The sequence below is a fragment of the Bacillus sp. FSL K6-0069 genome, from assembly GCF_038007785.1.
Lineage (GTDB): Bacteria > Bacillota > Bacilli > Bacillales > Bacillaceae_G > Bacillus_A > Bacillus_A mobilis.
In genome coordinates this window covers 1819658-1832287 of sequence record NZ_JBBOXN010000001.1, presented here as the reverse complement: position 1 = coordinate 1832287, position 12630 = coordinate 1819658, and the positions used below count along the sequence as shown (strand labels likewise).

At 34.3% G+C, this 12630-nt stretch carries 14 protein-coding genes; 5 read left to right on the top strand and 9 right to left on the bottom strand.

Annotated elements, in window-relative coordinates; genetic code table 11:
• Positions 1 to 129 precede the first annotated feature (129 nt).
• Together MHB74_RS09470 and MHB74_RS09465 are read left to right on the top strand one after the other, a co-directional pair.
• Positions 130 to 1113: a F510_1955 family glycosylhydrolase gene (locus MHB74_RS09470; protein WP_061676824.1), complete on the top strand. Its 984-nt coding sequence runs from the start codon at positions 130 to 132 to the stop codon at positions 1111 to 1113.
• A 15-nt stretch (positions 1114 to 1128) separates the two neighbouring features.
• On the top strand, positions 1129 to 1845 hold the full coding sequence (locus MHB74_RS09465) for a sulfite exporter TauE/SafE family protein (protein WP_257144662.1): 717 nt from the start codon (positions 1129 to 1131) through the stop codon (positions 1843 to 1845).
• 56 nt (positions 1846 to 1901) lie between these two features.
• Here MHB74_RS09465 and MHB74_RS09460 read toward each other — a convergent pair whose 3' ends face one another.
• Positions 1902 to 2819, bottom strand: coding sequence for an HPP family protein (locus MHB74_RS09460; RefSeq protein ID WP_061676823.1), 918 nt, complete (start codon positions 2817 to 2819; stop codon positions 1902 to 1904).
• A 243-nt stretch (positions 2820 to 3062) separates the two neighbouring features.
• On the opposite strand from MHB74_RS09460, the gene MHB74_RS09455 reads away from it, so the two are divergent.
• Positions 3063 to 3293: a DUF896 domain-containing protein gene (locus MHB74_RS09455; protein ID WP_000789775.1), complete on the top strand. Its 231-nt coding sequence runs from the start codon at positions 3063 to 3065 to the stop codon at positions 3291 to 3293.
• 333 nt (positions 3294 to 3626) lie between these two features.
• Positions 3627 to 4982, top strand: coding sequence for an RNA-guided endonuclease TnpB family protein (locus tag MHB74_RS09450; RefSeq protein ID WP_098374477.1), 1356 nt, complete (start codon positions 3627 to 3629; stop codon positions 4980 to 4982).
• 275 nt (positions 4983 to 5257) lie between these two features.
• On the opposite strand, the gene MHB74_RS09445 is transcribed toward MHB74_RS09450, so the two are convergent.
• The 6 genes from MHB74_RS09445 to deoC all read right to left on the bottom strand — a co-directional run bounded on the left by MHB74_RS09445 (position 5258) and on the right by deoC (position 10010).
• Complete coding sequence (locus MHB74_RS09445) at positions 5258 to 5728, bottom strand: CcdC family protein (protein WP_061680210.1); 471 nt, start codon at positions 5726 to 5728, stop codon at positions 5258 to 5260.
• 17 nt (positions 5729 to 5745) lie between these two features.
• Entirely contained in the window at positions 5746 to 6141 is a 396-nt protein-coding gene (locus MHB74_RS09440; RefSeq protein WP_061680209.1) for a DUF2871 domain-containing protein, read from the bottom strand.
• Positions 6142 to 6287: 146 nt separating this feature from the next.
• Complete coding sequence (locus MHB74_RS09435) at positions 6288 to 6683, bottom strand: cytidine deaminase (protein WP_000358522.1); 396 nt, start codon at positions 6681 to 6683, stop codon at positions 6288 to 6290.
• A 33-nt stretch (positions 6684 to 6716) separates the two neighbouring features.
• On the bottom strand, positions 6717 to 8018 hold the full coding sequence (locus MHB74_RS09430; protein ID WP_061680208.1) for a pyrimidine-nucleoside phosphorylase: 1302 nt from the start codon (positions 8016 to 8018) through the stop codon (positions 6717 to 6719).
• A gap of 36 nt (positions 8019 to 8054) precedes the next feature.
• Positions 8055 to 9236, bottom strand: coding sequence for a NupC/NupG family nucleoside CNT transporter (locus tag MHB74_RS09425; protein ID WP_000876170.1), 1182 nt, complete (start codon positions 9234 to 9236; stop codon positions 8055 to 8057).
• A gap of 102 nt (positions 9237 to 9338) precedes the next feature.
• Positions 9339 to 10010, bottom strand: coding sequence for a deoxyribose-phosphate aldolase (deoC, locus tag MHB74_RS09420; RefSeq protein WP_001017444.1), 672 nt, complete (start codon positions 10008 to 10010; stop codon positions 9339 to 9341).
• A gap of 157 nt (positions 10011 to 10167) precedes the next feature.
• Between deoC and MHB74_RS09415 the strand changes: the two genes are divergently transcribed.
• Positions 10168 to 10527, top strand: coding sequence for a hypothetical protein (locus tag MHB74_RS09415; RefSeq protein ID WP_061680207.1), 360 nt, complete (start codon positions 10168 to 10170; stop codon positions 10525 to 10527).
• Positions 10528 to 10578: 51 nt separating this feature from the next.
• Here MHB74_RS09415 and MHB74_RS09410 read toward each other — a convergent pair whose 3' ends face one another.
• Positions 10579 to 11526 (bottom strand): sugar-binding transcriptional regulator, encoded by a 948-nt coding sequence (locus MHB74_RS09410; protein ID WP_061680206.1) that lies wholly within the window; start codon positions 11524 to 11526, stop codon positions 10579 to 10581.
• Positions 11527 to 11890: 364 nt separating this feature from the next.
• A complete protein-coding gene (locus tag MHB74_RS09405) occupies positions 11891 to 12517 on the bottom strand; it encodes a LysE family translocator (RefSeq protein ID WP_061680205.1) in 627 nt (208 codons plus the stop codon).
• Between the last annotated feature and the right edge of the window lie 113 nt (positions 12518 to 12630).

Sequence of the window (12630 nt, the reverse complement as noted above, 5' to 3'; positions counted from 1 at the left end):
TGCCCATAGAGAAAGGAAAATTTTCATTTCTAGAGCCCTTTCCAATCTAAATTATGCATACTACTCCACAATTTCTTGACATTTATTCCATACACTTAAAATCTCACATATAGGAAAGGAGCTACAACTTTGAAACGTTACGTAGCAACAAGGTTAGTAATTACTTCTTTATTCATAATTTCAGGATGTTCTAGCAACGCAGAAACAGCACCAGTGAAGAAAAAAACGGTGCAATCTCAGCCCCAAAATACAGAAACAGCAACTACGATTCCGCAAAACTTCTATAAAGAAACTACATCTGGAAAAATCGAGCACATTCATGGAATTGGCTATGCAGGAAATATGCCTGGAGTTTCTATCGCCACTCATAGCGGGATAAAAGTTTACCAAAATGGAAAATGGCTTGAAACTAAGACTGAGCTACATGATTATATGGGATTTCAGGCAACGAAGAACGGATTCTTTGCCAGTGGTCATCCTGCACCAGGCGCAAATTTAAAAAATCCTTTAGGGTTAATGAAAAGTTCTGATGGCGGTAATACCCTTGAAAAGCTAGCATTCTATGGAGAATCTGATTTTCATAACCTTGCTGTCGGATACAATACGGAAGCAATTTATTTATACAATGAGCGTCCAAATTCTAAATTACAACAAGGTTTTTATTTCAGTACGAACAACGGACAAGATTGGAAAAATAGTAAGTTAAAAGGTCTTTCAAGTACGATTCATTCCTTTTCCGTACATCCGGATCAAGCTAGTGTAGTCGCGGTAAGTGCTAAAAACGGTGTTTATTTATCTACAGATTACGGAAATACATTTGAACTATTCTCTACATCACTTGAATCGACAGCAGTTACATTAAGTAATGAAGATGTTATTTACGCCCCCATCAATAAACAAATCATAACGAAGAAATCAATTGCTACAAATGAAGAGAGGAGTATACAAATACCACCTTTAGACCCTAAAGATACAATTATGTACATATCACAAAACCCTCAAAATTCAGCTGAAATAGTATTTGCTACAATGAAAGCAAATGTGTTCCTTTCTACAGATGAGGGTAAAACGTGGAAGCAGATTACGAAAGAGGGCACATTCCAATTTAATTAGAAAGGTGAATATAAGGTGTTTTCAACAATTAGTGAATGGAGCTATCAACTCATGGCTCCTTTAATGGATGTCGCGAATGCTACGAAATCAGTACCTCTTTTATTTGCGTTTTTATTAGGCGTAGTAGGAACCCTTGCTCCTTGTCAATTAACAGGAAACATTAGTGCCATTACACTTTATGGAAATCAATCTTTACAAAAGGGACATGCATGGAAACATATATTGTTATTCATTTTAGGAAAAATAATAGCTTTTACAACTCTTGGACTATTTGTATGGTTTTTAGGAAAAGAGATTCAGCAAATATTAACTTTGTACTTCCCGTGGTTACGAAAGATAATTGGACCTTTATTAATTTTAATGGGGCTAATGTTGGCAGGCATTATTAAAGGACGAAATTTCTTCTCAATCAAATTTATACGGAAACAAAATGAGGTTGGCTCATTTTTACTTGGATTCTTCTTTTCCTTAGCTTTCTGTCCGACTATGTTCGTTCTATTTTTCGGAACGTTAATCCCTCTATCTTTCTCATATAATTATGGTTACTTGTTTCCAACATTCTTTTCGATAGGAACTGCTCTCCCTATTGTTATATTAATGTTCATCATCTCCTACCTTGAATTAAATGGGGCACTACTTAAAAAGAGCCGAAAAATAGGAAAAACCATTCAGCTTATAGCAGGGATACTACTCATTTTAGTTGGCCTTTATGATACTACTCTATATTGGTAATACATACAAAAGGTAAGCTACAGTGAAATGAGCTTACCTTTTTTCGCCAATTATATTTAACTCTTCTGCATGCCCTTTTGCTTCATCTCCCACTTTTTATACAGTAGTACTGCACCAAATAAAAATACCCCCGCAGCAAATGAAGCTACTGGTAACATTTTTATCATTTCATCAGGAAATACGAGCGGAAGTAATGGAAATGCATACGCTGCTGGAATACGTACTCCAACGATTTTTAATAAAATAAGCATTAATATCATATTGAATAAAGTGACTACAATCCATGAATCAATGGAAAAATACAATAACGTTCCAACAGTTGCTGATGTAGTTAATACTAATATTTGTTTAAATGCCATTTTTTCATTGTACATCGGCTTTTGAAGTGATTCATACACGACAACTAATATTGGTGGAATAACTGCTAATTTTTCATAACCAGTTATCCAACATAAACTGATCCACACGAAATTTAATATTAGAAATACAGTCATATATTTATACTGTATATTCATTTTTCGCTCAATACCGTTGTTCAATTTAAATATAAGAACACCTACCATTAAAATAAATGTAAAAGCGAATACTGCGATAACAAATGACCATTCCGTCGCATTTGTTACTATTGGTAATAAACCTGTCGCAATAGATGGTGCTAAATTAGATTGAATTACACGTAAAAACAGCAACATCAATACAAGTGTTAAACTTACTTTCCCTAAATAGGCTATATCCATTTGATTCACCATAAAACCAATTACAGCTGTTATTGACGGTGCAATAAAGATTTTTTCTGGTTGTCTTAACCACCCTGGCTCACGATACGCCCATAAAGCAACTGCCATTGCTGCTATTTCCGGCAAAATGACTTCTGGATCATTTAATAACACACCTGCTGTTACCATTGCTAAAATAAATGAAATAGCAATCGTATATGAGATGATAGTTTCTTTCTTTGAAATTACTGCATTCATTCATACATACTCCTTTTTGCTTATTACTTCCATAATGTAAAATAATACGTTTATATACCCTACTAAGGTATTGTATATTAGCGTCTTTTCTATTTCAAGTATTTAGTTTTTTCATTCTTTATCCCTACATACACTTACAAAACAAGGAATGTTTCTAGGCATTGACACTTATTAAAAGATAAGTTACAATAACTATACATTAGTAAGTAACTAATGTAATTAATTTAACTAGAGGTGAATCAAATGAAAAACATTTTATTCCGTATTAACGAATTATCAAAAAAAGAAAAAGCATCTGGATTAACAGTTGATGAAAAACAAGAACAACAAATGTTGCGTCAAAACTATACAAAAACATTTCGTGGAAGCTTAGATTCCATTTTATTAAACACAAAAATTGTTGATCAACATGGTCTTAACGTTACACCCGCTGCATTACAAGATGCTCAAATACGTTTAAAATTAAGCAAATGAAATTAAAGCGAGAAAAACAATCGTATAAAACATAAAAAGAGCCGGAATTCCTATTTAGAAATTCCAGCTCTTTTTATCCTTTTCGGCAATAAGGCTGAACTCTTTTGTTTCTTTCATAATAATGTTCCTGGGGTAAATATTTGTTTCTTTTGTCTTACGATACAATCTGCCGTTATATAAGGAGGGAATAGATAATAAGACACCGAAATTGGATAATCATAATCATTTTGTTACTTGAGCCAATAGGAATTGCGATAAAGACTATTTTTGCATTGCGTTCCAAATATTGATTTGTCAAAAGTAATGAACTTTCTAAGAAAGGTGGTGAAAATAATGGCTAGAAAGAAAGCAGTGAAGGTATTACGTAAACAAAAGAAAAGAGAAAACATGCAACGACTCACGCAAAAACAAAATCTCGGGCGAGCTTGCTTGACTGCAAAAGAATTTCGCTTACTTCAGCGCATGTCACATAGTTCAAAAGCGTTGCGAAATGTTGGATTGTATACCATTAAACAAAGTTACTTGAACCATAATAAAATGGCTACTGTAAAAGAAGTGGATACTGCCATGCAAACCGATATGAATTACTGGGGCATGCAATCCAACTCTGTTCAAGCGATTCGTAGAAGTTTATTTACAGAAGTGAAGAGCTTTTTTAAAGCAATGAAACAGTGGAAGAAAAATCCTGAGAAGTTCACAGGCTGTCCTAAGTTTCCGAATTATTCTCGTTCCACTGACAAACGAATCATTGAAATCTATCAAGTTCCAAAAGTGGATGATAACGGGTATTGGATGATTCCGATGAATGTGGCATTTAGAAAAAAATTTGGTTCTATTAAAATACGTATGCCGAAAAACGTAAGAAATAAAAAAATCTCCTACATTGAGATTGTACCGAAGCAAAAAGGTCGGTTCTTTGAGGTGCATTACACATATGACATGCACGTTTCTCAAATGAAGAAACCATCCACGACTACGAATAACGCTTTGAGTTGCGATTTAGGTGTAGATAGATTAGTAAGTTGTGTAACAAATACAGGCGATGCATTTTTAATTGATGGAAAAAAACTAAAATCCATTAACCAGTACTTCAACAAAATGATACGTAATCTGCAACTGAAAAATGTGGAGAATGGACTCTCTAAACGCGTTGTAACGAATCAAATGGCTGCACTTTGGCATAAACGGGAAAGACAAATAAATGGTTACATTTCACAAACGGTAGGCTTGTTGTTCAAAAAAGTGAAAGCATGCAACATAGATACGGTTGTCGTAGGGTATAACGCTGGCTGGAAACAAAAATCTGATATGGGGAAAAAGAATAACCAAAACTTTGTTCAAATCCCGTTTCATAAACTGATTGCGGCAATTGAGAATAAATGTATAAAAGAAGGTATCCGATTTTTCAAACAAGAAGAAAGCTATACCTCAAAAGCTAGTTTTCTTGATAAAGATCCGGTTCCAGTTTGGACTAAGGATGATAAGACGTATTATCACTTTAGTGGCAAACGAATGACTCGTGGTCTGTACCAATGTAAAATAGGAACATGTATTCATGCGGATATTAACGGTGCATTGAATACCTTGAAAAAATCAAAAGTTATAGAATTGGAAGAGAATCTTAAAGTGAAAACGCCGATTCTATTAGAAGTGCAAAAATGTAAGGCTGTTGCTTCGCGCATAGCTTAGTGGGTGCGTCAACCATCCATGTGTACTCGACTTGTCGGGGCTTGTAGCACACGCCGGATTCATCTGAGTGGTGGCTTCTTCCACAAGGAAGACCTGCTCTTTTTCGAAAGGGTGGTGCAAGTGGGAAAACAATCGTTCGTTGCCAGTACCAACCAAAAACATACTTGGGGTGTTACCGGAAGGTGGCATGGATGCTAGAGCGTCAAACTGTCTAGCGATAGACGAAAAGACCTAGCGTTCGAACTCAAGCCCCCACTGAGATGAAACGTTTCATCTCAGTGGGGGTAGTTGACTGTCTTTTCTAATTTAACATACGAGCGATACATCGCAATTCTCCACGATACAATCATCGCAAATGCGAGTAAGAAAAACATTCCACTTAACTGTGCTAAATCAATTGATTGACTTAAATATGATTTTAACGCTACTCGTACAGCCAATAATCCGACTAAAATAAATATGAATGCTTTTGACGGTTTCATAAATATATGTTCGGCCCTTATTTCAAGCTTAGTTGTTTTAATTAGAAATATAGAGAAAATAAGTCCTACACTAATTGCCTCTACTATTTCTAACGATGTTAATCGAAACTCTGGTAAGAAGTACATCATTGCACCAGTACTCATAAAAATTGGCGGTAATATAATTTTCTTTTTCGTTACCGGTTTTTTCGCTGCTTTAAAGCGTAGAAACATGACACCAACAGCCATACAAACCGCTAAAATACTTGATAAAAGTGCTATCATACTCTCCCCACTCCTATCTATTTAACAGACTTTTTGAGCAAAATCATAAACCAAACGAGCCCGATACTTATAATAACATGACCTAATCCAGCCATATGGCTTAAACCGTTAAAGTCAGTTCCATTTACTTGTAGAAGACCTCTCCATAGCATTGTAGCAATAGTAAAAATTAACCCTACATTATAAACAACAAACCATCCACGAAAGCTCTTTGTTTCTTGTACATGAAACACTTTACATAAAGCTAAAGCAATTAAAAAGAATACGAAACCGAGCACTAATACATGTGTATGCACCAATTGCAACATTGTGGTTCCTTTAATTCCTTGTGCTTTCGAATACTCTCTTGCAAATACTCCTGATAATAAACCGATAATTAAGTAAATGAATGCTGCATTATATAATCTCTTCATTTTATTCCTCCTGCTGTAAACTTTCTATATTCGCTGCAATCATTTTACTCAAAGTTTATGAACGGAATATGAACAAAATATTACATTCAATTGTTGAAAATAAAAAAACCATCCCACAATTCATAATTGCGGAATGGCTTTTCAATTTATTTTAAATCTTCTATCGAGAAAGCACCTGGAAGTAATTGCTCAACAGTTACTTCTTTTTCGTCGCCTTTTACATTTGTTAGTAAAACTGGCATTTTCGGTTCACAGAATTCAGCAATTACTTGTCTACAAGCACCACATGGTGAAATCGGTCCGTCGGTTTCTCCTGTAATAACTAAGTAACTAAAATCGCGCTCACCTTCCGATACTGCTTTAAAGATCGCTGTTCTTTCTGCACAGTTACATAAACCGTAAGAAGCATTTTCTATATTACAACCAGTATAGATTTTACCTTCTTTCGTAACTAACGCTGCACCAACAGGAAATTTTGAATACGGAATATATGCTTTTGCTAACATCTTATTTGCTTCTTCAATATATTTTTTCTTATCCATATTATTTCCTCCTCAAAGTAAGTGTAATTATGATTAGTCAGTAATAACTGTATGAACTAATTTAGGAGCCACTGCTGTTTCAGCGATAGCAATGTTCTCATAGATTTTTGCTTTTACATCTTCTACATTTTCACGGTTTGCATAGATTGTTACGAATGGTTCGCCTTCTTTTACTGCATCGCCAACTTTTTTACGTAACATTAATCCTACTGCTAAATCGATTTCATCTTCTTTTGTTGCACGTCCAGCACCAAGTAACATAGCTGCGATACCAATCTCATCTGCAACAATGTTAGAAATAACACCTGAAGTTTTAGCTGGTACATCAATTACATACTTCGCCTGTGGCATTTTTTCTGGATTGTCTACAATTGAGCTATCTCCGCCTTGATTGCTTAAGAACTCTTTAAACTTCTCAGTTGCTTTTCCGTTTTTCATAACTTCAATTAGCATTTCACGAGCTTCTTCTAATGTATTTGCTTTTTTCGCAAGTACGACCATTTGACTTCCTAATACAAGTACTAATTCTGTTAAATCTTCTGGACCTTCACCTTTTAACGTATCAATCGCTTCTTTCACTTCTAGAGCATTACCAATCGCAAATCCAAGAGGTTGTGACATATCTGAAATAACAGCCATAGTTTGACGTCCTACATTATTTCCGATACGTACCATTGCATGCGCTAATTCTTTTGCATCTTCTTCTGTTTTCATAAATGCGCCAGCACCTGTTTTTACATCAAGTACGATCGCGTCAGCACCAGCTGCAATTTTTTTACTCATAATTGAACTTGCGATTAAAGGAATTGAGTTTACTGTTCCTGTTACATCGCGTAATGCATAAATCTTTTTATCGGCTGGTGTTAAATTTCCTGTTTGTCCAATAACAGCAACTTTGTCACGGTTTACAATATCAATGAACTGCTCTTTCGTAATTTCAACGTGGAATCCTTCTACCGCTTCTAATTTATCAATTGTTCCGCCTGTATGTCCTAAACCACGACCAGACATTTTTGCTACTGGCACATCTAAAGCAGCTACTAATGGCCCTAATACTAATGTTGTTGTATCACCAACACCGCCAGTTGAATGTTTGTCTACTTTAATTCCTTCAATTGCTGATAAGTCGATTGTTTCTCCAGACTCCACCATTGCCATCGTTAAATCTGCACGTTCACGATCTGTCATATCTTTAAAGAAGATTGCCATTGCAAGCGCACTCACTTGATAATCAGGGATACTTCCATCTGTATATCCATTAATAAAGAATTTGATTTCTTCAGTCGTTAATTCTTTGCCGTCACGTTTTTTTGCAATAATATCTACCATTCTCATTACAATCACCATTCCTTTTTATATGATATAAATCTATTAAAATAATAAGCCAACGATTGTTGCTGATAAGAAACTTACTAATGTTGCACCGAAAAGTAATTTCAAACCGAATCTTGCGACAACATTCCCTTGTTTTTCATTTAAGCTCTTAACTGCCCCTGCAATAATTCCAATTGAAGAGAAGTTTGCAAATGAAACTAAGAAGACAGATATAATCGCTGTCGTTCTGTCTGAGAAATTAAAGTTTCCTTGTGCTAAATCTGTCATAGCGACAAATTCATTTGATACTAATTTTGTTGCCATAATATTTCCGGCATTAACTGCTTCATGCCAAGGTACACCCATAATAAATGCAAATGGTGCAAATACATAACCAAGGATTTCTTGGAATGAGATACCAATTACACCTTTAAATACTGCATTAATGAATGCGATAAGAGCAACGAAACCAACTAGCATAGCTGCTACTGTAATCGCAACTTTAAATCCATCTATAATGTATTCCCCTAATACTTCAAAGAAAGTCTTTTTCTCTTCTTCTTGTACTTCTAACATATCTTCTTCTTCAGTAACTTCATACGGGTTAATGATAGAAGCGATAATAAAACCACCGAATAAGTTAAGAACTAAAGCGGTTACAACGTATTGCGGTTTTAATAACACCATATATGATCCGACGATAGACATTGAAACGGTAGACATTGCAGATGCACATAATGTATACATTCTTTTCTCTGGCAATAACCCTAATTGTTTCTTAACTGAAATAAACACTTCAGATTGTCCTAAAATCGCAGATGCAACTGCATTATATGATTCTAGTTTCCCCATTCCATTTACTTTACTTAATGCTAGACCGATAGATTTCACAATAATAGGTAATACTTTAATGTGTTGCAAAATACCTATTAATGCTGAGATAAATACGATTGGCATTAATACACTTAAAAAGAACGAAAACTCTTTTTGATTTACTAATCCACCAAATACGAAATTCACACCATCAGCGGCATATTTTAATAACTCTCCAAAACCATCTGCTATTCCGCTAATTAATATATTCCCTACACTTGTATTCAATAATAAAAATCCCAAAATAAATTGTAATATAACCATCGTTATGATTGGGCGATATTTGACTTTCTTTCTATCATTACTAGCAAGCCAAGCGATACCTAAAATCAATACGAGGCCAAAAATACCGATTAAGTATTTCATAAGCCGTCTCCTCCCATTCGTATCCGCTTACATTTTTTTCAATTATTAGAGCAATAGATACACAAAGTAAAGTGTATCTATTGCTTTTGACTTCATTAATGATTAGTAGTTATCTGTAGCACCTTTTGCATCATTTAATACGATTGCAACACTAGCACTTGCTCCAACGCGAGAAGCTCCAGCAGCTACCATTTTGTCTGCATCTTCACGTGTACGAACGCCACCAGATGCTTTTACACCAACGTTTGGTCCTACTGTTTTACGCATTAATGCGATATCTTCAGCAGTTGCTCCGCCAGTTGAGAATCCAGTTGAAGTTTTTACGAAGTCAGCACCAGCTTTTACTGATAATTCACAAGCGCGTACTTTCTCTTCATCTGTTAATAGGCAAGTTTCAATAATTACTTTTACAAGCGCTTTTCCTTTTGCTGCTTGTACTACTTCATAAATGTCTTTTTCAACGAACTCGTTGTCGCCGTCTTTTAAAGCGCCTACGTTGATTACCATATCAACTTCAGTTGCACCTTTTGCGATAGCATCTTTTGTTTCAAATGCTTTTGTTTCAGTCGTGCTTGCTCCTAATGGGAAACCGATTACAGTACAAACATCTACATCATGTCCAGCTAATTCTTCAGCAGCTAGCTTCACCCATGTAGGATTAATACAAACAGAAGCGAATTTATATTCCTTTGCTTCTTCGATTACTTTCATAACATCTTCTTTTGTAGTATTAGCTTTTAAAATTGTATGGTCAATTAACTTTGCAATATTCATTATCTTCACTCCTCATATCTTTTAACAACTTCATTCTAACTCTTAGTTGAACAAATGTAAATACACTTTTGAAATTTTGTTCATTCTTTTTCACGAAGGAATTTATTGAGATAAATTGAAAATAGTATAAACCTATAATTGAAAGGATGTGATCCCCTTGTTAAAATCAAAATTCTTTATATTCACATTGCTAGTATGCACCTTACTATCCATATTTATTTTTCAAAAAAGGGATGTTATTTTCCAAGAAGGTAATCCCATTCCATTTGCTTTAGCTATGTCTAAACTGGCTATTCAAAATAAAGAGATAGTAGAAGTAAGTTCGATAGATGATCAATCGCCATACTTAGTAAAACGCGGAAAAATGGAACCTTTTATCAAAATGATGGAGCAAGATGGATGGAGTTTTGTAGACAGAGATGTTATGGCTAACTCCATAACCTTTGAAAAGGGAGATCAAATGAAGAGCGTTTCTTACAAATACTTTACAAGATACTACACCTTGATTTACTCATAGTAAAAATAAAAGGCTTTCTCAAAATTAACATCTTGAGAAAGCCTTTTATTTCTAATCTTTTTGATAATGTAACAGTTCTTTTGCTGTATGCTGATCAATAATTAATACATTTGCATACCCGCCACGTAACGCACCATCAATTGATTTTATTTTTCTATTACCACCGGCAACTAAAATAGAACGTTTCTTCAATTTTAATTCTTCTAACTCAATCCCAATTGTACGTTGATTAATTTCTTCACTACTAATATTTCCGTCTCCATCAAAGAATCGTGAACAAATGTCACCGACTGATTGTTCTTTGAGTAAACTTGTTTCATCCTTATCGAAATAGCCTAATCGGAATAACAGCGCTTCGTCTCGCACTGTTCCTACAGTGAAAATTGCAATATTCGCTTGTTTCCCCATTTCAATAATGTGATGAATATGTCGATCCTGCTCTACTAATTCCTTTGTCACTGCATTATCAAATATTACTGGTAGTGGTAAATTTCTTGGCGTCGTTTGAAAAGCATCTGCAAATAAAGCAATGGTCTCATTCGCATATGTATTTACACTCGAATGACTAATACCACCTTTTAACTGGACAACTTCTACACCCTTTACATGTTGTGGTACGATTTTTCTAGCGATTTCATACATCGTCATTCCCCAGCTTACACCAACGATATCACCGTTTTTAACCGTCTTTTCCATATACTCAGCTGCATATTTACTAATATACTCTGTAATCGTTGCATATTCTGGCACTGGTGAAAACACGACATGTGCCTCTAGCAAGTTGTACTTTTCTTTCAGTAAATTTCCAACGTTATCTAAATCAGCAAATGGATCGGCTATACTAATTTGAACAAATCCTTTTTCTTTCGCGTACTTTAATAATCTAGAGATAGTCGGCCTTGAAATATTTAATTTGTTAGCAATTTCTTGCTGACTATAATCTGATTGATAATATAATCTTGCAACTTCAACGCTTAATTGTTGTTTATCTTTATCCATAGTAACTCATTACATATCCTTTCCTGTATTTCCTTTTCGTTACAAGCATTATACAGCTTTATACAAGAAATTTCGACTACTGAATTTTATCTAACTGCACTTCTACTACACTTAGTATTTAAAACAAAACTTTAATCAATGTTTTTTTATCCCTCCCCTACTGGTTATCAGCCCGCTCCCATAATGTAAGATTGTTTCTTATAAAGCAAACCGGTCAGGTTATTGAAGAAGTCAGTTTTAACGTTCAAATTAGATATATTTAAAATCAATATGAAGGTGTGAAATCAATTGTAAAATAGTAGTTTTGGAATAAGTAAATAAGAGAAATAATCAATAATAATTATTTCTCTTTTCATATACATATTTATTTTTGAAAAAACAATCTAACTCCAAATACTAATAATACGGCGCCTGTAATCCCCTCTATTGTACGATTCACTCTTTCTTTTCTTAAAAAAGTTCTTAATTGACGTATGAGTGAGATATAAAGTAAATACCATATTGCTGTCAAAGTCGTAAATGTGACTCCTAATAAAAGAAATTGTAGGAAATGATTTTGATTACTCACAATAAATTGGGGTAAAAAACTAAGGAAAAATACAGCAGTTTTTGGGTTTAAAATTGCCGTAGTAAATCCTTGTCTAAAGCTTTTAATTGCACCAATATTTTTAGATTCCATTTCTACCGAACCTGATATATCTTCTTTTTTATGTAAGGCACTTTTAATTGACTTTACAGCTAAGTAAATTAAATAAACTGCCCCAGCATATTTTATAAATGTAAATAACATAGCAAATTTCATTAAGATAGCAGAAAGTCCTAACGTAGCCATTATTGTATGAATCATCATTCCAGATATCGTTCCTAAAACAGTCTTTATCCCACCATTTTTACCATGCGAGATAGTATTTTTTGTAACTAGTGCAAAACCAGGACCAGGCATCATTATGATTAACATTGCTGTAAGGATAAATAATAGATAATTTTCCATGTTCTAGTATTTCCTTTCCAATTTTTAGTTTTGCTTACAGTATAGCTTTTTTCATTAAAACATTAAATACAAAAAGCTTAATCAGAAATTTATCTATCAAATTACAAGTCCAC